This window comes from Nostoc sp. (assembly GCF_036917515.1).
In the GTDB taxonomy this organism is placed as follows: domain Bacteria; phylum Cyanobacteriota; class Cyanobacteriia; order Cyanobacteriales; family Nostocaceae; genus Nostoc.
Map to the genome: position 1 here is coordinate 13,851 of NZ_JBALDE010000042.1, position 23,165 is coordinate 37,015.

The window sequence follows — 23,165 nt, forward strand, 5'->3', positions numbered from 1 at the left end:
TGATGGGACTTTTGCAAGATAATTAATAGTTTATAAAAACTAATTGTGCCGTGATTCTTAGCCAGCCCTGAGTCTTGTTGGGATAAACTCATGCTCTATTATCTTGTTATTCTCGCATGTTAGTTGCTGCACACCAGTTAGCCACTGTTGCGACCCCCGTAACCCAATTTTGAACTTAACAGTGCGGGATTTATACTCTTGTGTGATTGTGATCTGCGGCGGATCAAGAAATATTGCCGTGAGCGACTTACCTGGATCTATAATCATGCCCTGAGTTCCGAGTGCGTAGCTACGGAAAGTATTAGAATTTGGCCTGTTTGCGTACTGATCCAGCGATTCTGTTTCCGTAGTTCTATTGCCGCTGTTATCTGTCGTAATCTTTGTTATTTCCTCAAAATATTCCAGTGGTGGCGGTGTCAAAAGGCGCAATCTTTTCTGCGATTTGTTGTACCATCTGATATTTATATATAAATTATGCCCAAATTGCCTGTCCGTTATGATATCGCTAGGCTGCATCGTCAAGATATCTAACTCCATGTATTTTTTCCAGTCCTCCCCTTTCACCTCTATTTCTTCTATTTGCTCGCCACCGTTATCTATGTCGCCACCATCTTTGGAAAAGAATTTTTTAACCTTATCAAAAGGGTTACGTTGGATTACTGGTTGATACTCACAAGAGGAGTTAAGAAGGGGTTTGGCTTGGATGTTGTTTTTTTTAATCTCCTGTTCAGGAAGCAATTTACGCCCAAGCGTACTACCATTTTGTTGGACAACATGAGTTAACTCATGGGCGAGTAATTCCTTTCCTCCATGACTCTCAGGAGCATATTCTCCTTGACGGAAGAATATATCCTGTCCTGTGGTGAAGGCACGAGCTTGGATAGATTGGTTGAGTTGGTCAGAGCGGCTATCTGTGTGGATTTTGACACTGCTAAAGTCAGTCCCAAAAGCTTGCTCCATTGGTTGGCGGATATCGTCTGAGAGTGGCTGTCCACTTCCCCGTTGTTGTTGGATTGAAGTTTCCAAGTTAGATGTGGCTGCAACCCCACCACCCTGACGTTGTAGTGAAATATTGGTATCTGCCAGGGATTTCATTTGTAATTCTTCTTCTTCCTCTGGTAATGCTTCCCGTTGTAGTGAAGTATTGGCATCCGCCAGAGATTTCATTTGTAATTCTTCTTCCTCTGGTAATGCTTCCCGTTGCACAGACTGTTTACTTACAGGCTGGCTCATCGTCTGCATCACTTGCTGTGCTACTCTATCAGCTTCCTGCTCGTAAATATCTCCTGGCTGGTTAACCGTAAGTTTTGTTTGTGAACGCAGTGATATTCGACTGATGTCGTGCATTAAAGGTAAATTTTGCGATCGCACCTCATTTGTTGCTTGGGATGAAGCACCAGAGGACTCTGAGCCAAAACCACGTGTTGGTTGTTTGAGTGCAGGTATTGAGAAGGAAGCAGTAGTAGCTTTTTTAGGCTGGCCTATGTGTTCTCTCATTTTTATTTCCTGATGCCCAAGCAGTAGGTGGATTGAATATTTGCTGTTATTTACATCTAGAGTACAGCGATCGCACTCATCAAGCAATTCACCCAAAGTCTAAATTTTCGGTAGACCTAATAGTAGTATGGGGAGTATCGCACTACGTCCGCTGCAATCTGTAGCAACTTCTGCTTTCCCGGAATTAACTTCCGCTTTCACGTTTTAGTGTTTCGCGCAGTCTGTAGAAACTTCCATCTTCCTTGAAGTAACTTCTGTCTTCAAGTAAAAAAACTCCAAAAAATAAATCGTCCAATTTTACCGAATCAAAAGGACTTTCTCTTCCCCTGCTAAGAAATCCCTATTCCCCTACGATAAAAACGGTGAGATATTTTTTTTATTAGAAGTTACTAACGGGAAACTTTAAAGCAAATGACGATCGCTTGACTTTTAAAACAGTTGCTACAAAATCAAGCGATCACACTTATAGTTAAGCCGCTTGGATTTTTCTGATCTGATATTGTCCGGATTCTACCCAGATGACTGCTTCGACATCCAAAGATTCCATAGTCAATACTATACTTTCTTCCTTATGCTCATATTTTATAGGAAGCACTTCGTCAAGCTCTGCAATTACCTCAAAGACATCCGAAAAACTGTAATTGGAGTCAGGATAGGGTATCCATTCTGTTTGTTTCCCTTGTTCTATCTGCTTAAGAAATTCAAGCAACCACTCTGGCACTGCACTATCCTCATCCAGGTTGTTTTGCCAAACAATCTCATGTACCTTGGTCTTCATCTGGGCTGTTGCTGGAGTAAAGTTTGAAGCTTCAGCTAAGGAAATGATTGCTTCTTCGAGTTTGCCTGTCATTTTATCCTCTCATTTCTCAAGATATCAGGTTCTATTAGGGTTTGGGATACATAGTTATAAGCTGAAAGTTGTCCCCCGTACCGTCATTCTTCCATGCTACGAAGAATTTGTCACAAGGAAGAGTCGTAGGTTTAAGATTGCTGCCACTACTATCTAGTTCATAAGTCTCTCCAACTCCAGCTAGTGTATAGTGATTGCTATACCCCTTTTTCCATCCTCCTGCTCTATTTTGCTTATTGGCGTTCAAATCAGTAATCGCCATATTCATTGCATTTAAATGCATTGCATCGCTTGCAAACTTGCTGGATTTTCCGTCAGGCGGCAATGAACTACGCCCGGAAGGTGTCACACCAGTCGTTAATCGTGTTAAGTGTTCAGCTGGTGTTGTGTGACTACCATGATCCGTATATGAATGACCCCCATCATCATCATAGGTAGCCGGATTATTATGATCAAACACTCTTTGGACTATATTATCTGCTACTCTTTGAACTACTTCAAGTTTGGCTTGGACTGCACCCCCATTCTGCTGTACAACATGGGTTAACTCATGTGCCAACAACTCCTGTCCTCCCCGACTCCCAGGATTATATTCCCCCTGCCGAAAGAACACATCCTGTCCTGTCGTGAAAGCACGCGCCTGAATTGACCGATTCAACTGGTCAGATTGACCATCTGTGTGAACCTTCACCCCACTGAAGTCTGCGCCAAATGCCACCTCCATCGGTTCGCGGATATTGTTCGCCATCACTTGTCCACCGCCCCTTGCTTGGTTAATGGACGCTTCTATGTCTGGTGCAGCTGCCACCCCAGCCTCAGCCTGACACTGCACCATCGGCTTCATCTGTAATTCTGACTCATCTTCTGGCGCTTCTTCTCGTTGCAGTATGCTATTGTCCAGAGATTTCATCTGCAATTCCTCTTCCTCTGGCAATGCTTCTCGTTGCACCAAAGGCATGATAGAACTTGCCAAAGGTTTCATCTGCAATTCTTCTTCTAACTCTGGCGCTTCTTCTCGTTGGATAGACTGGTGATTTACAGGCTGCACCATTCTTTGCATTACCTGCTGTGCGACGCTATCAGCTTCCTGCTCATACTTATCCCCAGGCTGGCTAATTGAGAGTTTTGCTTGGGGATTACGTAGGGGTATGCGACTGATATCGTGAGTAACTGGTTTATGGAGTGGTTGTATTTCAGGTGCTTGGCGTGAAATTGCCGATGACTCCAAACCAAAGCCGCGTATCGGGTGTTTCAGAGATGGAATTGAGAAGCCTGTAGTAGTTTTTTTCCCTCGGCTGATGTGTTCTCTCATTTTCTTCTTCTGTTGCCCAAGCAGTAGCTAGATAAATATTTTGCTGTTAATAACATCTAGAGTACTGCGATCGCACTTGTAACACAATTCACCCAAAGTCTAAATTTTCAGGAACCCGATTCTATAGTATCGAGCGATCGCATTCACAAAAACACAACAGGCGATCGCACTACAAGACCAATGATCGCATTTTTCGTGAGAATGGAGAGGGCGATCACACTACAATACCAACGATCGCTTTTTTGGGGTTTGATTGGTGAGTTACGCGATTGCTCTTTTTCGTAGGGTGTGTTAGCAATAGCGTAACACACCGAAAATTGACATTACGGAGGTGCGTTACATTTCATTAACGCACCCTACTAGATCCGCGATCGCACTCTCCTCAACGGAATGTATTATGCCGCCACGATCATATCCCGATCAATAATCGGATCGCTAATATGGGACTTCTTTACAGATGGACGCTTATACCTCCAAATTAAATATTCACCTTTATACTGCTCCCTGAATCTGCTGTGTAACCCCGGCCTAGTCTACCTTGCAGTGCTGTCGCCGCTTGTCTTGCCTCTTCAAGTGCTTTAGGTTTGGCTCCCTCAACGGCAGGTTTCCCAACATGATACTCCCACTCAATGTCATCAGCCGGATACCCTGCTACTAAGGCTTGCATCGCTTTGATGAATGCTTCTCCACTGGGTGTAAATGCCGATGTCGGGACATCATACATATCGGGTGTTACAAAATGACCGCCCGCTACCGCCTGATAATCCGTTCCTCCATTGGGCGAGTATATTTTTGCCACCACACCGACACACATGATCAGTCCGTCTATATATATTCCCGGGGCGCTATTATTATCACCTTTTATATCAATTACTGGTGTACTTGTTCCTTCCTGCATCCTTTGTAGCGCCGATGACTGTGTCAATAATGGTTCAATGTCTATGGAACTTCCTTCCACGCCCCTTTCATCGTCCTTAACACCCTTCACATCATTGCCCGATTCGCCTTGCAATAGTGACTTGTCTGTTGAATCTCTCTGCCGCTGCACGGCCCCCCCATTTTGCTGCACAACATGGGTCAACTCATGCGCCAACAATTCCTGCCCACTCCGACTCCCAGGATTATATTCTCCTTGGCGAAAGAACACATCCTGTCCCGTCGTGAAAGCCCGCGCCTGAATTGACCGATTCAACTGGTCAGATTGACCATCTGTGTGAATCTTCACTCCACTGAAATCAGCGCTAAACGCTTGTTCCATCGGTTGGCGGATATTGTCCGCCATCGACTGTCCCCCACCCCTTGCTTGGTTAATCGACGTTTCCACGTCTGGTGTAGCAACCATAGAAGCCTGACGCTGCACCATCGACTTCATTTGTAATTCTTCTTCATCCTCTGGCAATGCTTCTCGTTGCAATGTGCTATTATCCAGAGATTTCATTTGCAATTCTTCTTCATCCTCTGGCAATGCTTCTCGTTGCAAAGTGCTAATGTCGAGAGGTTTCATTTGCAATTCTTCTTCATCCTCTGGCAATGCTTCTCGTTGGATAGATTGGCGATTTACAGGTTGCGCCATTGTTTGCATTACCTGCTGTGCGACGCTATCAGCTTCCTGTTCGTATTTGTCCCCAGGCTGGCTAATTGAGAGTTTTGCTTGGGGATTACGCAGGGGTATGCGACTGATATCGTGAGTAAGTGGTTTATGGAGTGGTTGGACCTCAGGAACTGCTTGGCGTGAAATTGCCGATGACTCCAAACCAAAGCCGCGTATCGGGTGTTTCAAGGATGGGATTGAGAAGTTTGTAGTAGTTTGTTTCTGACGGCTGACGTGTTCTCTCATTTTCTTCTCCTATTGCTCAAGCAGTAGCTAGGTGAATATTTGGCTGTTACTAACATTTAGAGTATAGCGATCGCACTTGTAACACAATTTATCGAAAGTCTAAATTTTTGAGAAACTCATTCTATAGTATCGAGCGATCGCCTATGCTGCCATTGCCAAACCAACTGACAATATTAGCGTCTTGTTTCATGGCTTATCCTCAATTAGGCGATCGCACTTCAAGAGGTGTAGGGTGGGCAAATTCTGATAATTTGACAATTTCAAGTCTGTAGCAACTTCTGCCTTCTTGGAATTAACTTCTGCCTTCACGTTTCGGTGTTTCGCGCAGCCTGTAGCAGCTTCTGCCTTCTTGGAATTAAGTTCTGCCTTCACGTTTCGGTGTTTTGCGCAGTCTGTAGCAGCTTCTGCCTTCTTGGAATTAAGTTCTACCTTCACGTTTCGGTGTTTCGCGCAGTCTGTAGCAGCTTCTGCCTTCTTGGAATTAAGTTCTGCCTTCACGTTTCGGTGTTTCGCGCAGTCTGTAGCAACTTTTGCTTTCCCTGAAGTAACTTCTATCTTCAAATAAAGAAACTCCAAAAAACAAATTATCCAATTTTACCGAATCAAAAAGATTTTCTCTTCCCCTGCTAAGAGATCCCTGCTTCCCTGCGATAAAAACGATGGGATATTTTTTAATTGTAAGTTCTTGACAGAAAACTCTAAGTTTATGTTGGGTTTCACTAGTGTTCAACCCAACCTACTTTTATAGATTTTATTACTATCTTATGCGATTGTTTATGGTGGAGAGAACGCGATCACGTCTTGCGGAAATTGTTCTGGCAAATGATAATCGTGTGGCGGCACATTGGATTCTAGGGGCGCAAGGCCTTGCGCCCCTACTGACGTTACCATTTTGAAGGATTATGAAGATGTAATTGATCTGTATTCCAAGATATTGGATTTGTCTGCACGTATTCACGAATTTTGTATAATGCTGCCTGATTGCGAATGATGTGTTCGTAATAATTGCGTTGCCATATCGGTGCTCTTGGTGTGCCTCGCAATAAATTAATTCGCTTTGTCACGACCATTTTAAACCCAGCGATGAAAGAGCCAAGCGATCGCGGTTTTTGGTTCGGCATATTGGTTGGTAAAGGCGCATCGGATTGTGGCAACCCATTAGATTGTAGGGGCGCATCGGATTGTAGGGGCGCAAGACCTTGCGCCCCTACCGCGTGGTATTGATCCCAACGCTATGATTGTTCGCCCCAAGGTATGCGACAGGTTCAATAAAAACAATCCCATGAAAATGGTTGGGCATGACAATCCAGGCATCCAATTTAATCTCTTGACGGAGATTAGGCGATCGCTCTCATTCTTCTGTGACAATTTGCCCGAAATCATTTAATAGCATTGTCCCATCAACAATCTCACCAAACAAACATTCTCGTTGGTGGCTGCAAATGGTGATAAAATAGCCACCAGCAGACGCATAATCGTATCCTTTAAGACGGATCGATGAGCTATATAAAACTCTCCGCGATCCTTTCGATTGTATCGGCGTTATTTCGCGCTAGGGTAAAAGCCAGCTCGTGGATCTCATCTCCGTAACCATGATCATTCGTACCTCTTACTACGCTCCAATGTGAAGCTTCGTGGATGAGCGTTCCTGCTACTGAGTCCTCCCCTGTTCTGCTTGCAACGAAATATGCGTTTCCCAAATATAGCCTTGTTGGATCGTTAGGGTATACGTAGGCAAAAGCATTATCAGCGTCATCGTATTGCACATTGTCTATATTGATATTCAATAATGCTTGACGAATCCATCTAAAGTCCAACTTTATAGCATTTAACCTCGACTGAACCGGTCGCATCCCGTAACGATCCACTATCGGCGCTAAAACTAAGTCATTAGCGCTTATTACCCTATCACATAAGTAAATGGCACGATTAAAAGCTCTGCGAAGCGTTACCCTTTGGGGCACGGTTAGGTCCGCTGGTACTCTTTGTATTGTCTGCTCTTGCACCCTCGTAGTCGGAACTCTTTGATGCACTGCATCTCCATTTTGCTGTACCACATGAGTCAACTCATGCGCCAACAACTCTTGCCCCCCCCGACTCCCAGGATTATATTCTCCTTGGCGAAAGAACACATCCTGTCCCGTCGTGAAAGCCCGCGCTTGAATTGACCGATTCAACTGGTCTGATTGTCCATCGGTATGAACCTTCACTCTACTGAAATCTGCGCCAAACGCTTGTTCCATCGGTTGGCGGATATTGTCCGCCATCGCCACTCCCCCACCCCTTGCCTGATTAATGGACGCTTCCAAGTCTGGTGCAGCACCCATTCCAGCCTGACGCTGCACCATCGATTTCATCTGCAATTCTGACTCATCCTCTGGCAATACTTCTCGTTGCAATGTGCTAATGTCCAGGGATTTCATCTGTAATTCTTCTTCATCCTCTGGCAATGCTTCTCGTTGCAATGTGCTAATGTCGAGAGGTTTCATTTGCAATTCTTCTTCATCCTCTGGCAATGCTTCTGGTTGGATAGGCTGGCGATTTACAGGTTGCGCCATTGTTTGCATTACCTGCTGTGCGACGCTATCAGCTTCCTGCTCATACTTATCCCCAGGCTGGCTAATTGAGAGTTTTGCTTGGGGATTACGCAGGGGTATGCGACTGATATCGTGAGTAAGTGGTTTATGTAGTGGTTGTACCTCAGGAACTGCTTGGCGTGAAATTGCCGATGACTCCAAACCAAAGCCGCGTATCGGGTGTTTCAAGGATGGGATTGAGAAGTTTGTAGTAGTTTGTTTCTGACGGCTAACGTGTTCTCTCATTTTCTTCTCCTGTTGCTCAAGCAGTAGCTAGATATTTTGCTGTTACTAACATCTAGAATACAGCGATTGCACTTGTAACACAATTCCTCTAAGGTAAGGGATTTCTAGCGAACGTAGGGGCGCAAGGCCTTGCGCCCCTACAAAGTTCGACTTTTGGCTACTTTTGATTCTGATGCAGTACCTTTAGCCTAGATTTAGGGAGAGTTTTTTATTTATGGACTCAAATCAGCAAAAAACTTTTTTCACGTTCGATGGAGATGTTGGCGGTACTGCTGGCTATGCTGGGGTTTCGGCGACATCTGATGCTAGCAAGGTGGCTAAAACGGCAAGTAAATACCTCAATGATTCACTGCTAATGAATCAACTTACAGAGCATGTGTATAAACTCTTGCTAGAAGATATGCGATCGCAGCGTGAGAGGATAGGTAATTATAGTTCTCAGAGGTGGTTGTAATGGCTCCAAAAGCTAATAATGGTAAGGTTGCTCCAAGCTCTAATAATAGCAAGGTTACTCCAAGCCCTAATAATGGCAAGGTTACTCCAAGCCCTAATAATGGCAATATTACTCACGAACTAAATTATGTAACTACTAATCGTTTCTATGTAGAGATAGACAATACTATTGCTGCATGTTTTACTGAATGTTCAGGATTAAGTGTTCAAATTAAGAAAAATGTTTTTAATGAAGGTGGTGTCAACGATCAGCAAAGAATTTATTTAGGTCATACGGAATTTGCAGACATAACTCTTAAACGTGGAGTTACCGATCATCCAGGTTTTTGGAACTGGATAAGTACAGTTTTTGATGAAAAAAAGAAGACATCTCGATGGAATGTCAATATTCTGATTTTCAATCAAGCGGGTGAAACAATGATGAGTTGGACTTTGATTGGTGCTATTCCTATAGCCTGGAAAACACCTACCCTCCAAGCAGATGGAAACGCAGTTGCAATTGAAGAATTAACTTTAGCTTATGAAGGTTTACAAGTTGCAAGGTCTACAGGAGGAGGTATTTCTGTACAACGAAATCAAAAAACCGGATATTTCGTTTCTAGTTAATTGGCTATTTTGAAACTATAATTATGCAAATTAATCAATCTCCACTAGGAAATAATGTTCATCCACTTGGGGTAATATCATCTTTATCTGATCCTCAGAGAATGTTATTGCGAAAAGAGTCTCATTCTCTGCATTCACGAAGTAATTTTATTAGTACTATACAAACTAAACCACCATTAGTCACATCCTCTAAATTTTTCTTGTCTCGTGAACAGGAACCATCGATACAACCATTAATAGGTTGGGATACTCAGGATATAAATAGTGAGTTTCCATTGCTTGAGTTTGATTCTTCTGATTCAATCACTCCACTAGAAAATAGTAATATTAATAGTAGAGAATCAGTAAAAGATAGTATTCCAGAGATAATGCCAACTCGCATTGATAAAAAGACGAGTAATAATATCTCACAAAAACCAAATATTCAAAGTAAAGCTAAATCAAAAAAAACAAATAAATCTCAACAGCCATCAAAAACAAAATCAAAATCTATAACTAAAAAGCCTACTAAATCATCTGCGGCTAAAAATGTTGAGCAATCTTTTAATGAAAACAACATTACTGTTAATCGTAAGGAAGATAGCTTATTAGCATCAGATGAGCCTCTGTCTGTTGAGGGTAATTCGGAAATCCCCATTTTAAAACAGGATATTGCTTCAGGCAATACTACAAACAATAGTGATTATGTTAGTAGTACAATCCCTAGCACAACAGCACTAGCTTCGCCTATTGTTGAAGAAGAATTGAGTTTATTAAATAATATTGCTGACAATGATGTGCAAGGAAATTCTGAGGTAACATCTAGTGTGCCTAGTGCAAATTCCTCTTTAACAGAAAGCATTTTACCTTTACAAAAAAAGATTGGATTAGAGAATAATACAAATGAATTAGTCGAAAATTCACCTAGAGAATTTCCTTTAGATAATAATGTGGAGGAAATATTAACCTCGGATAGCAACTTGACTAATCAAGTAATCCCTGAAGCATCACAAGTAGTTAATATTTCAGATATCCCAGTCAGCCCAACACCATCAGAACAGGATATTGAAACATCTCAAACTGCTTCTATAGTTGATAATAAAACCACTGCTTCCCAAACCAATTTAATCCAAGCAAAAGAGGTGCCATCAAGTGTAACCTCTCCATTGCAGTCAGAAGAATCACCACATACAAATAGTAATTCTGAGGCAATTACAGCCATTGAACCCAACTTAATATCAGAAAGTACCGGAAATAATTTTGTTAGAGATAATCCTATTGTTGATAATTCTCTAACTTTGTCGTCAGCACTGACTTCACCTGATGTTGATGATGCACCTAGTTTATTTCCTCCTTTGGCAAATGATCAAAATACTGTAGTGGCGGATGTTGCTGTATCTAATTCTGAGTCTTCAGTTGCAAAAAGCCCTATTACAATACAACAAGAAATTGATTCCAGTGTTCTGAGTGAGTTTCCAGCCAGTGCGCCTGTTGAATTAACACCTACCTCAACCGAGATTGAAGACACACCTAGTTTGTCCAAAAACTCTGAGAATAATGAAGAGTTAGTAACTTTAGAGTCACAATCTGCTATAGCGGTTAATGTTTCAGATGTCTCAGCAAATGTGACTTCACTGCAACGTGACAGCAATCTTGAGAGTAGTAGTAGCGAGTTTACAGAAAGTCAGCCCATCTTAGCACTACCTGAAATTGGTGAAACAGCGATCGCACCACTTACGACAACATCGCCTGAGATTGGTGAAACAGCGATCGCACCACTTACGACAACATCGCCTGAGATTGGTGAAACACCAACAATTACCGCTACATCACCTGAAATTGGTGAAACAGCGATCGCACCACTTACGACAATATCACCTGAGATTGGTGAAACACCAACAATTACCGCTACATCACCTGAAATTGGTGAAACAGCGATCGCACCACTTACGACAACATCGCCTGAGATTGGTGAAACACCAACAATTACTGCCACATCATCTGAGATTGGTGAAACACCAACAATTATCGCTACATCACCTGAGATTGGTGAAACTGGGATCGCACCACTTCCCACAACATCATCTGAAATTGGTAAAACAGCGATCGCACCACTTCGCGCAACATCATCTGAAATTGGTGAAACACCATCAATTACCGCGACATCACCTGAGATTGGTGAAACTGCGATCGCACCACTTCGCGCAACATCATCTGAAATTGGTGAAACACCATCAATTACCGCCACATCGCCTGAAATTGGTGAAACAGCGATTGCACCACTTACGACAACATCATCTGAGATTGGTGAAACACCAACAATTACCGCCACATCATCTGAGATTGGTGAAACACCAACAATTATCGCTACATCACCTGAGATTGATGAAACAGCGATCGCACCACTTACGACAACATCATCTGAGATTGGTGAAACACCAACAATTACCGCCACATCATCTGAGATTGGTGAAACTGCGATCGCACCACTTACGACAACATCACCTGAGATTGGTGAAACAGCGATCGCACCAGTTAACGCCACATCGCCTGAGATTGATGAAACTGCGATCACACCACTTACGACAACATCACCTGAGATTGGTGAAACTGCAATCGCACCACTTACGACAACATCACCTGAGATTGGTGAAACACCATCAATTACCGCTACATCACCTGAGATTGGTGAAACTGTGATCACACCAGTTAACGCCACATCGCCTGAGATTGATGAAACTGCGATCACACCACTTACGACAACATCACCTGAGATTGGTGAAACTGCAATCGCACTAGTTAGCGCCACATCAACTGAGATTGGTGAAACTGCAATCGCACCACTTACGACAACATCGCCTGAGATTGGTGAAACACCAACAATTACCGCTACATCACCTGAGATTGGTGAAACTGCGATCGCACCACTTACGACAACATCACCTGAGATTGGTGAAACATCAACAATTACCGCTACATCACCTGAGATTGGTGAAACTGCGATCACACCAGTTAGCGCTACATCACCTGAGATTGGTGAAACTGCGATCACACCAGTTAGCGCTACATCACCTGAGATTGGTGAAACTGCGATCGCACCACTTACGACAACATCACCTGAGATTGGTGAAACACCAACAATTACCGCTACATCACCTGAGATTGGTGAAACAGCGATCGCACCACTTACGACAACATTACCTGAGATTGGTGAAACTGCGAGTATTTTCAGGAAAACTATTGACAATGAACAAACAGTAGAATCAGAATTTCCCTTTGCGGTAACAAATCCTGAAATATCAACCTTTGTTGATACCCCAGATAATTCAACCTCCCCACAAGACGAGGTAAGCACACCACCTGAAGTTGAGCAAAATAGTTTACAGACACCCAATTTTAAGGAATCAGAACAAAAAACTTCTCTAGAGACTCCGACTAAAGTCGATTCTTTTTCAGACACTTCATTACAATTAAAAAGCGCTGAAACTCACTCACCTCAGATATCTAATTCTTTAATTCCTTCTTCTTTGGGGTTGGATATTGGAAAACAGAAACTTTCAATCCTCAATTCTCCACAGCTTAATCCTCTTCAAAACGAGACAAGTAATGTAGGTGAACCTTCACCTCAATACTCATCGCCTCCTCTGATTTTCCGAAAAGCAAATCATAATACTACTACTAATACACCTTCCCAATCGTCAAACACACCTTCTCAATGGTCAAGTGTGGAAGATTTACTAAATGGAAATAATGATGAATTCACTAGCTTCAACTTTAATGATGTGGAATCTAACAGCCAAAATTATGAATTTTCTCATGTTTCCGAATCGCCACAAATTTTTGCTAAACACCTTCCTGCACCTAAAGGCTTTGCTGAGGATAGAAAGGTCACTCCACCCGATATATCTAGAGATATAGAACCAGTAACTCAGAAGATAGAAAACACTTATTCATCTTCTAAAGGAGATGCTAAAGATGATACGGCTGATCTTGAAGCTCTAGCCCGTGAAATTTATAGCAGATTACGGCAACGGATAGAAATTGAGCGAGAGCGTCATGGCGGTCACTCAGGTCGATTACCTTGGTAAATTCCCATTCAATAATTAATTTTTGGAGAAATACTCAGATGCCAAGTCCAGCAATTATTGTTATTCAAAAGCTTCAACCGCAACTTGAGAAAGCCAAACTTATAGCTTATAACAAGGAAGCACCAGATATTGAATTAATGTTTAATCCCACAGACATTAGTTTTGCTCGGACTGTTAGGTGGGAAAGTAAACAAGGTAATAGAGGAACTACTCTACTCCCCAAGATAAATTTTTCTGGTGTTGAGCCTTATAGTTTCACACTGAAACAGTTACTTTATGATACTTATGAAACGAAAGAATCGGTGATGAAAAAGTATATAGACAACATTAAGAAAGGTGTAGAAGCTATTACTAAAATGCCTGACAGTCGTCCACCTGTTTACATATTCACATGGAAAACAGAGTATTTTTATTGTGTAATCACGAGTCTAAATTACACTTTAAATATGTTTCTGAGTGATGGAACACCAGTAAGGGCACTGGTAGATATAGCCTTGCAAGAAGTAGATCAAAAAAACCTTCCTGGAGGAATTAAATCTGCATCTCAAGGTACAAATCGTCAGCCAAGTAATAGTCTAGGAAATACTGGGAGACAAAATTCACAAAACTCACCAAGGTCACAAAACTCACCAAAATCAAGAAGGAGATAAAAACTAATTTATCACTATTTTTTCTTAAAAACTGCTCTGAACATTTCATGGTTGCAAAATAATAATTATGCCTACTAAAGAAAGCCTTTATTTAAGTAATCTTCAAATTCAGATAGACGGAAAAGCTGCTTCTCCTGAATTAATGGAGGATGTGTTGCAAATGACAATAGAAGAAAGCCTTCATTTACCAGCGATGTTTACGCTAGTAATACATAATAGCTATAATCCTACATCTAAACAACCACAAAACCAGCCTTGGCGACATGAGCCGCTTTTTAAGATTGGGAAAAAAGTGACGTTGGGTTTTAATTCGAGTACTACTCAAGATAAGAATTTTCAAGATGAGAAAATAGAAAAAGTACTGATTGAAGGCGAAATTACAGGGATGGAAGTTCACTTCAATGAAAAATCTGAAGCTGAGATGATTGTTCAGGGTTATGATATTTCCCATCGTCTTCACAGAGGTCGTTATAATCGTTCTTTTTTGAAAGAAACTGATGGCAACATAGTCACAAAAATAGCTAAAGAAGTAGGGATAACAGTTGGCAATGTAGAGAAAAGTACCCCGGTCAATGAGTATGTCTTCCAAGAAAACCAAACTAATATGGAGTTTTTGCGGGAAAGGGCAGCCCGTATTGGTTTTGAACTATTTGTTACAGATGGCAAAATAAATTTTTGTGCACCAAAACCAAAAGCTCAAAAACCTTTACTACTAGAATGGCTAGTTGATATTAATAAATTTAGTACTCGCGTCACCAGTGCTGAACAAGTGAGTTCTGTGGAAGTACGTACCTGGGACTATACCAAGAAACAATTGATTACCGGAACAGCTAACAAAGAGGAGCAACTAAGTAAAACAGGTAATAATCAAGGAAGTACTACCAGTACTGCATTTACCAATCTTAAGTCCTACAAAATGACTGTTGTAGATAAACCTGTTGCCACTAAAAAACAAGCAGATACTATGGCTCAGGCTCTGTGTGATGAACTAGGAGGAGAATTTGTTTATGCAGATGCCAAGGCAGAGGGTAATCCTGAGATTCGACCGGGGCGAATTATTAATCTAAAGGGTATGGGCGATCGCTACAGTGGAGAGTATTATGTTACAGAAACACGCCATTTCTATACTAAGCGAGTTTATTACACTGATTTCAGCGTCCGGGGACTACGTTCTGGTGACTTATTCACAACTCTATCTACACAAAAACGCCTACAGCCATCTCAGACTTTATTAGTGGGAATTGTAACTGATAACGAAGATCCAGAGGGATGGGGTAGAGTAAAAGTCAAGTTTCCCACCCTCACAGAAGATCATACAAGTGACTGGGCAAGAGTTGTAGCTTTGGGAGCAGGAATAAACAGAGGTTTTGACTGTTTACCAGAGGTGAACGATGAAGTCTTAGTAGGTTTTGAGCATGGCGATATTTACCGTCCCTACATAATTGGCGGAGTATGGAACGGGACGGATGCACCACCGGAAAACGTGGTTGACTCAGTTACGACGAAAGGTCTCGTAAGATTACGCACCTTTAAAACTCGTGTAGGACATATTCTACAGTTTGTCGAAGAGGATGAATCAGGTAATAAAAGTGGTAAAGGTAATAAAAGTGGTAAAGGTGCTAAAGGCGCTAAAGGTGCTAAAGGCATTAAAGGTGGTAACACTAGTAAAACAGGTATTCGCCTAGAAACTATATATGGTCACCAAATTTATCTCAATGATAGTGAAAAGTGTATAGTGATTACAACCAAAGGCGGTCATGAAATCAAAATGGACGACAGCCTTAGATCTAAATCTGTTTCAGTGACATCAAAAGGTAATCTGTCATTAGATGCACAAGGAAATATAGACATTACAGCCACAGGCATCATTACAGTTCAAGGCAAGCTAATTAAACTTAATTAATTACTAATTCATAATGACGCTCTCTACAAGACGCTGCGCGTAGCTTGCATTCCGGTAGGGCTATCAATACTCGCTAAAGCTACATTAACGTAATTCGTAATATTTGGCGAAACACCGCAGGAAATTATAAATTGTGGTCTTGAATTATTTGGAAATAAATTCTAAGCTAATTCAATTACGAATTACGTAGCTTGCTTCTTGCGACTCACGTAGTGTCTCATAGAGAAAGCGAATATTACCAATTACGAATTATTCTCATTGGGCTTTTTTTAAAGTTTGATAATGAAAAACACTATTGGGAGTTTGTTATGCCAGGTAGAGCAGCAGCAAGAATTACCGACAATGTAGCGCATCCCTTACCGCCAGTATTGACAGGAGGTCCAGGTAGTCGCAATGTGTTGATTGGGTCTTTACCTGCGTGGCGGGGTATGCTTGCACCAGCAGTAGCAGGTTTGCTATCTGCCAAAACATCTTCTAATACGACTGTCCAAGCGGCTGAGGCTGCTACGAAGGCAGCGGCTGGTACACCAGGGGCACCTGCTGCTCTAGCCGCAGAACAAAATATAAAGGCAACAGCATTAAGTACCATGAGTAGCGCAATCCGTTCTGCTGCGGCAGGTGCTGATATTCATAATTGCGCCACACCCTCGCCTGTACCACCACATGGCCCCGGTGTTGTAATTGACGGTAGCAGGACAGTGCTGATTAACAACCTGCCTGCCTGTCGTATGGGCGATACTATTATAGAAGCATTAGGGCCACTACCGAATAAAATTACTAAAGGTAATCCCACTGTTTTGATTGGTGGCTAATTGAAGAGGCGGAGGGGATGAGGGTGTAGGGAGAATAAAGAAGTGAATCTGAACTGCGTCCACGAGTAAAAAAGACTTGTCCGCGAGTATCAAAGATTTATTCACGAATATTACAACTTTTTCAAGTAAATACAGCAGTTTGCTTTTTAAATGAAGTACAAAATGCAGAACGGGAGCATCAGATATAAAGAGTTTCTACTTCCTGCCGTAAGCTCGAACTGCCTCCAAACCCGTGGCTACTTCATGTAAATGAAAACTCCTGTAAATTTGAGTTAAGCATTTTTTCTCTCCCCCTGCTCCCTACCTCCTACCCCTATGTCTTTTCTGTTTAACCTCGACCTTTGGCGAATAGGTTTAAACCTTGTGTGCCGATATCTTTGAAGATATCCATGTAACGCTGTCTAAGTACCAGATATGGTTTATGGTGGGCAAAGAGACTATTTAGGGACGGGTTTGGCTTATCCACTGCATTTAAGTGTGCAAGGTGGGATACAACTTAGCCGTGAAGATCAAAAAGTTAAAGAATCTATTTGGATTATCCTCCGCACTGGAGTAGGTGAGCGGGTTTATCGACCTACCTTTGGATCTCGCTTGTCAGAACTGGCGTTTGCAACCTTGAATAGCGAAACCCTACTGCGAATCCGTCTTTATGTCTTGGAAGCTTTAGAAGTTTGGGAACCACGCATTATTATCGATGAAGTTATCGCCGATCCCGACCCTGTACGTGGCAGAGTGGATATCATCATCAATTATCGACTCAAAGACGGGCCCGATATTTATAGTTTTGTTTATCCTTATTATTTGGTTTCAGCTGGGGAGGAATCGTGAACTTTGACTTTTTACCGCAATTACCTTCTTCCAACTTAGATGATCGCGCCTTTGATGATTTGGTGGATGAATGTATAATGCGTATTCCCCGCTACTGTCCAGAATGGACAGACCACAACCTCAGCGATCCAGGGATTACGCTAATTGAGTTATTTGCTTGGTTAACTGACCAGATGTTGCTCAGATTTAACCAAGTACCTCGAAAAAATTATGTAGCTTTCTTAGAATTACTGGGTATTCGTCTCCAGCCGGCCGCCCCAGCCCGCACGGAATTAACTTTTTATTTAAGCGCTGCACTGCCTGAAGCCTACACTATTCCGGCAGGATTAGAAGCTTCAACTATCCAAACTGAAACCACAGAAGCTATTACCTTTAGTACAGATTCTCCTCTAATTATTGGCACACCCCGGATACAGCACTTCTTAACTGCCCAAACCACAGAAGACATTCCCCAAACTCTGCGAGAAAGAGTCACAAGTTCATGGACTCGCGAATCTAACGGTTTCTGGACAGGCAGTGAACTATCGATATTTGAAGAGGAACCCCAGCCTGGTAACTGCTTTTATTTAGCGATCGCTTCTGATGATCCTTTAGATGGTAATGTTCTAGATATTACTTTCCAAGGAGCCGCAGCCACGCCTGCTGGTATTAACCCTAATCAACCGCCTCGGAAGTGGGAAGCCTGGGACGGAGAACATTGGCAATCAGTTTTATTGCAAGAGTCAGATGATGACACTCGTGGCTTCAGTTTTTACGAACTCGCTGAACAGGGTGAGAACCCGTCTCAAGGAGCAGATGTCCGTCTGCATTTACCGCAAAATTGGCCTGTTACCAACTTTACCTCTTACCGGGGTCGCTGGCTACGCTGTACCTTTACTGTCACAGAAACAAATCAATCTGGTTACAATCGTCCACCAAGGATTACTGGTTTAGCAGTGCAGTCAATGGGTGGTACGGTACGGGCTAGTCACAGTACTTTGATTCAAGATGAACGTCTAGGAATCAGTGATGGTAAACCCGGACAGACTTTTGAATTACAAAGCGCACCGATTTTAGAACGCAGAGAAAATGAATATATCTTAGTTACTCCCGCTGGTGGATTGCCTCAGAAGTGGACTGAGGTGAGAGATTTTGCTGATTCTAGGTCGCATCACTTTCATTACACTATCGATTCGATCACTGGTACAATCCAATTTGGACCGCTGATTCGGGAACCTAGCCAACTTAAACAGCAAACACAAGTGCGATCGCGAATTCAGCAACCATCACTAAACGACACATCTGTACAAGTTAGTACTCTGGAAAACAACCAATCTGAACACCAGTACGGCGCAATTCCTCCCCGTGACTCAGAGATTAAAATGATTGCTTATCGTACAGGCGGTGGTAGAGAAGGCAATGTTCAAACTGGAACAATCCAGTTTTTGAAGTCTGCATATCCGTATATTACTAGTGTGATAAATCATGTACCAGCAATTAATGGTGCAGATGCCGAATCGCTGGAACAGGCTGTGATCAAGGCTCCCCGCATCCTTCGCACCCGCGATCGCGCCGTCACAGCTGAAGATTTTGAAGTTTTAACTCAACAGGCGGGGAATGGTGCGATCGCTCGTGTTCGCTGTTTGCCAGCGAATTCTCAAAGACAAGCTGGTATAATTAGTTTACTGGTAGTTCCTTATGCTAATACAGATGCGATCGCTCAAGGCAATGGCATGACACCAGAAGAGTTTGCCCTCAGTAATGCACTCCAAGAGCAAATTTTAAGTTACTTAGATGAAAGACGGTTATTAGGGGTACAAATAGAATTAGAAGAACCAAATTACGTAGGTGTTTCTGTACAGACAGAAGTTGCTTTAGAGCCTGCCTATGACAACCCTTTTGCCAGAGAAGAAATTCGCCGGAATTTAAGGCGATCGCTGTATAAATATTTAAATCCCCTAACTGGAGGAATCGACGGCAAAGGATGGCCATTTGGGCGACCTGTTTATACATCGGATATTGTGGCGTTACTGCAACAAACTCCGGGCGTGCGTCATTTAGGACCCGTCTTGCTGTTTCCCATCCGCAAGCAAGGAGAAAATTGGCGACGACAACCATCCCCAGAACAGTTGATTGACCCAGGATCGGAAGGTTTAATCTGTTCTTGGGCTGATACAAATCTGCGTTCTAATCACGATATTCAGATCATTAATCGCTGATAGTAGTTTGTAATTGGTATTGTCTAAAATTTATGGAACAGCCTTGTGGTAAAGACTTTTAATCCAAAATCCAAAATCTAAAATCTAAAATTGGTAGATAAGTTATGGTTCAAAGTCGCTCTAGTCCATCTGTACGCATTCAATTAACCCCAATGCAAATTCCTGAAGCTTTACCTGTGGCAGGTTTAGCATTTGCAAATGCGGAAAACATGGATCTAGCTGGACGTAGTTTACTCTTGCATCCTGGGCATCCCAGCGAGATGATTGTGCAAGTACAAAACTTAGAACAGCGTCCTTTGCAGGTAAGCTTAAGCGTTGAAGGAAACTTTCCGTCTCAGTGGTGTCAGATTGGTACAGAAGGCAGTGAGATACCGCCTCGTGGACAAATGGATGCTGTCTTCTACTTCTTAATTCCCGACACATTTTTTGAAGATCAAGAAGCGATCGCTCCTGGAAAAAAACACAAACTAACACTCAATTTTCGCAGCCTAATTACTCTACATATAGACCCAGGCACTGACAACGAACAAATTGAGAGAAGCGAGTATTTTGATTTATATATCCGTCCCTACACTGCCTACATGGAGTTCTTGCCAATTTTGTATCGGGAAGTGGATTTTATTGGTCGCTTCATGAAAATATTTGAGCAAGCTTTTCAACCAATAGTTGATAGTTACAATGTCATGTGGGCAAACCTCGATCCTTTGACAGCACCGCAAGCATTACTACCCTTTATGGCTCATTGGGTTGCTTGGCAAGTAGATTCAGTTTGGGATCTCCAGCAACAACGGCGTTTAATTCGTCGAGCCGTAGAACTCTATCGCTGGCGGGGAACTCGTAAAGGATTGCGTCTTTACTTGCATCTTTATACAGGTTTACCGTTAGACGAAGATTTACCTAATGAAGCTGATAAACACATTAGTATTACTGAACCTTTTGGCCCTAGTTTCATTATCGGAGATGCTCAATTAGGAAATGCAGTTTTAGCAGGTGGACAACCGTATCATTTTATAGTGCGTTTACGTTCAAATATTTCTAGTGGCATTATCAACGAAGAACTGATCCAAAGAATCATAGAACAAGAAAAACCTGCTTTTTGTACATACGAATTATCTGTCGAAAATCCCCCTAATTAAACAATTCGTAATGACGCTCTCTACGACTTTGCGTGAGCTTTTGTTAAATTTTGAATTTTGAATTTTGAATTACTTATGTCCCATCCTTTCCCACCTCCACCAATAAAATCTTTTGAACGCCTGCAAGCCGCAGACGGGTTACTAATCAATGCGGAACGCTGGCGCACAGCCCATGATTACCACCGTAATCGGCAAAATGCTCAATATCAAAGTTTAAATCAACCAGGAATTGTCTGCGGTTTAGGCGTGCGAGATATCACTGCTCCAAGCCAAGTTGAAGCTAGATATCGAGATGGACGTTGGGTGCAAATTCAACCTGGTATTGCAATTGATTTAGCAGGTAATCTAATTATTGTACCAACTTCTTATGATTTTCCTATTGATTTAGAAGTAGTAAGTTCTGAACCGCTTATGATCTACTTAGTCGTTAGCTATGTAGATCCTGATGAATTGCGGCGCGGACAGCAAAGAGATGTTGTTCAAGAAACTTATCGAATTGACCAAATAAACTCTACACCAGCCAGTTCAGAAATAGAAATATGTCGAATACTCCTACAACCAGGACATACTGACATTAACCAACCTGCGGATGCTTTCTTTCCTGGATATAACAATGTTGATTTGCGTTATCGCCGTCAGGCACAAATGCGTCCCCAAGCACTTGTATGTATGGCGCAGGCAAATCATAGCGATCCCGAATGTGCGCGTAATTTTTTCAGCCTTTCGTATTTGTTACAAGCAGTAGAACCCCTATACCCAAGTTTACGAGGATCTGATGAACCAGGTCAGGTTTCTTTAGCAGAAAATATCCAAGACTATGACATCCTTTATCTCACAGGTGGACAAGCAATTTCTTTAAATAGTCTCGAATTTGAATCTCTCAGAAATTATTTAAATTTAGGTGGTGTACTTTTAGTTGATGCACCAACAAATGCTAGTTCTCTAATTGAGAGTATTCAAGCCTTGGCACAACAGTTAGAAAGTCCTTTAAGACCTTTAGAAGAATTGCAACGCAGTCATCCTTTAAGGACAAAACCTTTCTTATTTGCTGCTTTACCAATGGTTAATCAACAACAGATTAAACTGTTAATTGGTGGAGGAATTATTTTAGCAATTGGAGATTTAGCAACTGCTTGGGGATTGGATAGAGATTTGAGTTTACCCAGATTGACCATTCGTACAGCTCAGGAATTAGGAATTAATATTCTTCACTATGCTTGGAAGCGGCGACAGTTAATTGGTTTGCAACAGGAAGATAATTCAGGTCAGTGGTGAAAGCCAAGTTAGTAGAGTAGACGTTTGGTGGCTGGCGGCTTTTTATTCAGATTTGGCTGCCATATAAAACAATACGGTTCAGCTAACGCTCAAATACATATCGTAAAGGTGTTCAAAAATATGTTGGTCGTATTAAAGAATATGCACGTACAGTCAGGTGGCATAGCAGTTTTTATATCGGTTTATATGGTCAAACTTGGGTTAATTTTCTAAACAAATATCAAGATTTAGTCACGGATTTAATAAAAATAAATCGGAACAAGCGCAAGTATTATCAACGTGGTCTAAGGGCTATGGAGCTTATTTTATCTGCATCTTAGCCTTTTTTGTCGCCCCGTCAGTCCACAGAGAATAGCTCAAAAGGAGGGTATAAAAATCTCTTTACCTATCCAGACAAGAGTCAACTATTTCCTATTTTGTTTTCTATTAAGATTTCAGTGCTGGCAAAAAAATATGAATAGTGGATTTTAGGCATTCAATTGTCAAGTTTTTTAATCATCTTTATTCAGTGATTTCTACCGAACAAAGATGATTAAAAAAGGTTGAAATGACAGATTATCCTGAATGCACACATTCATGAATTTGTACAGTGCTTAAAACTTAGATGTTCTGAGATGCATAGATAAGCCCATATTTTGCATGAGTAGATATACTCAAAAAATCGCTTTTTGCAGGTAGTTTTGCCAAAACCTGAATTTTTATAAAATGGCTAAAACTCTCGTCCTACAAACACTTTAGACTTTTTATTAACTATGGGTGGTCATAGAACTATTTAAGGTCAAACAGATTAATTTTATTGAGAATAGTGTCAATAAGATGACTTTTTTGAAGGGGCGACAATAATCGTAAAAGTGTTACAGGTAAAGGGATTGAAGTAAAAAACCCTCTCAAAAAAATGAAGCTTATTGACAATAACTGT

18 protein-coding genes and 1 pseudogene are annotated in these 23,165 nt (G+C 41.8%); 11 read left to right on the plus strand and 8 right to left on the minus strand.

Annotated features, from left to right (window positions below; genetic code table 11):
• Positions 1-57: 57 nt before the first annotated feature.
• The 8 genes from V7K89_RS04945 to V7K89_RS04980 all read right to left on the minus strand — a co-directional run bounded on the left by V7K89_RS04945 (position 58) and on the right by V7K89_RS04980 (position 8,318).
• Positions 58-1,497 (minus strand): eCIS core domain-containing protein, encoded by a 1,440-nt coding sequence (locus tag V7K89_RS04945; RefSeq protein ID WP_335184892.1) that lies wholly within the window; start codon positions 1,495-1,497, stop codon positions 58-60.
• A gap of 469 nt (positions 1,498-1,966) precedes the next feature.
• Positions 1,967-2,347, minus strand: a complete 381-nt coding sequence (locus V7K89_RS04950; RefSeq protein WP_335184895.1) for a hypothetical protein — start codon at positions 2,345-2,347, stop codon at positions 1,967-1,969.
• Positions 2,348-2,381: 34 nt separating this feature from the next.
• Positions 2,382-3,659 carry an eCIS core domain-containing protein gene (locus V7K89_RS04955; RefSeq protein WP_335184897.1) on the minus strand — a complete coding sequence of 426 codons (1,278 nt, stop codon included), beginning with the start codon at positions 3,657-3,659 and terminating at the stop codon, positions 2,382-2,384.
• 143 nt (positions 3,660-3,802) lie between these two features.
• Entirely contained in the window at positions 3,803-3,970 is a 168-nt protein-coding gene (locus V7K89_RS04960) for a hypothetical protein (protein ID WP_335184899.1), read from the minus strand.
• Between the two features lie 167 nt (positions 3,971-4,137).
• Complete coding sequence (locus V7K89_RS04965; RefSeq protein ID WP_335184901.1) at positions 4,138-5,496, minus strand: eCIS core domain-containing protein; 1,359 nt, start codon at positions 5,494-5,496, stop codon at positions 4,138-4,140.
• A gap of 186 nt (positions 5,497-5,682) precedes the next feature.
• Positions 5,683-6,057: a hypothetical protein gene (locus V7K89_RS04970; RefSeq protein ID WP_335184903.1), complete on the minus strand. Its 375-nt coding sequence runs from the start codon at positions 6,055-6,057 to the stop codon at positions 5,683-5,685.
• Positions 6,058-6,380: 323 nt separating this feature from the next.
• Positions 6,381-6,617, minus strand: coding sequence for a hypothetical protein (locus tag V7K89_RS04975; protein WP_335184905.1), 237 nt, complete (start codon positions 6,615-6,617; stop codon positions 6,381-6,383).
• Positions 6,618-6,998: 381 nt separating this feature from the next.
• Positions 6,999-8,318 carry an eCIS core domain-containing protein gene (locus tag V7K89_RS04980; protein WP_335184907.1) on the minus strand — a complete coding sequence of 440 codons (1,320 nt, stop codon included), beginning with the start codon at positions 8,316-8,318 and terminating at the stop codon, positions 6,999-7,001.
• Positions 8,319-8,532: 214 nt separating this feature from the next.
• On the opposite strand from V7K89_RS04980, the gene V7K89_RS04985 reads away from it, so the two are divergent.
• The 11 genes and pseudogenes from V7K89_RS04985 to V7K89_RS05035 all read left to right on the plus strand — a co-directional run.
• On the plus strand, positions 8,533-8,772 hold the full coding sequence (locus V7K89_RS04985; protein ID WP_335184909.1) for a hypothetical protein: 240 nt from the start codon (positions 8,533-8,535) through the stop codon (positions 8,770-8,772).
• Positions 8,772-9,377: a phage tail protein gene (locus tag V7K89_RS04990; RefSeq protein WP_335184911.1), complete on the plus strand. Its 606-nt coding sequence runs from the start codon at positions 8,772-8,774 to the stop codon at positions 9,375-9,377. Before V7K89_RS04985 ends, V7K89_RS04990 begins: the two co-directional genes overlap by 1 nt.
• Positions 9,378-9,577: 200 nt before the next feature.
• The gene (locus tag V7K89_RS04995; protein ID WP_335184913.1) at positions 9,578-13,444 is read left to right on the plus strand and encodes a hypothetical protein; all 3,867 of its coding nucleotides are present in this window, start codon (positions 9,578-9,580) and stop codon (positions 13,442-13,444) included.
• A 38-nt stretch (positions 13,445-13,482) separates the two neighbouring features.
• Positions 13,483-14,094: a CIS tube protein gene (locus V7K89_RS05000; RefSeq protein ID WP_335184915.1), complete on the plus strand. Its 612-nt coding sequence runs from the start codon at positions 13,483-13,485 to the stop codon at positions 14,092-14,094.
• 67 nt (positions 14,095-14,161) lie between these two features.
• Complete coding sequence (locus V7K89_RS05005) at positions 14,162-15,997, plus strand: VgrG-related protein (RefSeq protein WP_335184917.1); 1,836 nt, start codon at positions 14,162-14,164, stop codon at positions 15,995-15,997.
• A gap of 308 nt (positions 15,998-16,305) precedes the next feature.
• Entirely contained in the window at positions 16,306-16,809 is a 504-nt protein-coding gene (locus V7K89_RS05010; RefSeq protein ID WP_335184919.1) for a PAAR domain-containing protein, read from the plus strand.
• 414 nt (positions 16,810-17,223) lie between these two features.
• Positions 17,224-17,637: a GPW/gp25 family protein gene (locus V7K89_RS05015; RefSeq protein ID WP_335184921.1), complete on the plus strand. Its 414-nt coding sequence runs from the start codon at positions 17,224-17,226 to the stop codon at positions 17,635-17,637.
• Positions 17,634-19,835, plus strand: coding sequence for a putative baseplate assembly protein (locus V7K89_RS05020; protein ID WP_335184923.1), 2,202 nt, complete (start codon positions 17,634-17,636; stop codon positions 19,833-19,835). Before V7K89_RS05015 ends, V7K89_RS05020 begins: the two co-directional genes overlap by 4 nt.
• A 104-nt stretch (positions 19,836-19,939) precedes the next feature.
• Entirely contained in the window at positions 19,940-20,971 is a 1,032-nt protein-coding gene (locus tag V7K89_RS05025; protein WP_335184925.1) for a phage tail protein, read from the plus strand.
• Between the two features lie 75 nt (positions 20,972-21,046).
• On the plus strand, positions 21,047-22,246 hold the full coding sequence (locus V7K89_RS05030; protein ID WP_335184927.1) for a DUF4159 domain-containing protein: 1,200 nt from the start codon (positions 21,047-21,049) through the stop codon (positions 22,244-22,246).
• 101 nt (positions 22,247-22,347) lie between these two features.
• Positions 22,348-22,566: pseudogene (locus tag V7K89_RS05035) on the plus strand (IS4 family transposase); the annotation flags it as partial.
• Between the last annotated feature and the right edge of the window lie 599 nt (positions 22,567-23,165).

Coding starts and splice junctions, on each gene's coding strand:
- V7K89_RS05030 (WP_335184927.1), top strand. CDS start 21,047: ATGTCCCATCCTTTCCCACCTCCACCAATAAAATCTTTTGAACGCCTG.
- V7K89_RS04990 (WP_335184911.1), top strand. CDS start 8,772: ATGGCTCCAAAAGCTAATAATGGTAAGGTTGCTCCAAGCTCTAATAAT.
- V7K89_RS05005 (WP_335184917.1), top strand. CDS start 14,162: ATGCCTACTAAAGAAAGCCTTTATTTAAGTAATCTTCAAATTCAGATA.
- V7K89_RS05010 (WP_335184919.1), top strand. CDS start 16,306: ATGCCAGGTAGAGCAGCAGCAAGAATTACCGACAATGTAGCGCATCCC.
- V7K89_RS05015 (WP_335184921.1), top strand. CDS start 17,224: ATGGTTTATGGTGGGCAAAGAGACTATTTAGGGACGGGTTTGGCTTAT.
- V7K89_RS04980 (WP_335184907.1), bottom strand. CDS start 8,318: ATGAGAGAACACGTTAGCCGTCAGAAACAAACTACTACAAACTTCTCA.
- V7K89_RS04955 (WP_335184897.1), bottom strand. CDS start 3,659: ATGAGAGAACACATCAGCCGAGGGAAAAAAACTACTACAGGCTTCTCA.
- V7K89_RS05025 (WP_335184925.1), top strand. CDS start 19,940: ATGGTTCAAAGTCGCTCTAGTCCATCTGTACGCATTCAATTAACCCCA.
- V7K89_RS04950 (WP_335184895.1), bottom strand. CDS start 2,347: ATGACAGGCAAACTCGAAGAAGCAATCATTTCCTTAGCTGAAGCTTCA.
- V7K89_RS04965 (WP_335184901.1), bottom strand. CDS start 5,496: ATGAGAGAACACGTCAGCCGTCAGAAACAAACTACTACAAACTTCTCA.
- V7K89_RS04985 (WP_335184909.1), top strand. CDS start 8,533: ATGGACTCAAATCAGCAAAAAACTTTTTTCACGTTCGATGGAGATGTT.
- V7K89_RS04975 (WP_335184905.1), bottom strand. CDS start 6,617: ATGCCGAACCAAAAACCGCGATCGCTTGGCTCTTTCATCGCTGGGTTT.
- V7K89_RS04945 (WP_335184892.1), bottom strand. CDS start 1,497: ATGAGAGAACACATAGGCCAGCCTAAAAAAGCTACTACTGCTTCCTTC.
- V7K89_RS05000 (WP_335184915.1), top strand. CDS start 13,483: ATGCCAAGTCCAGCAATTATTGTTATTCAAAAGCTTCAACCGCAACTT.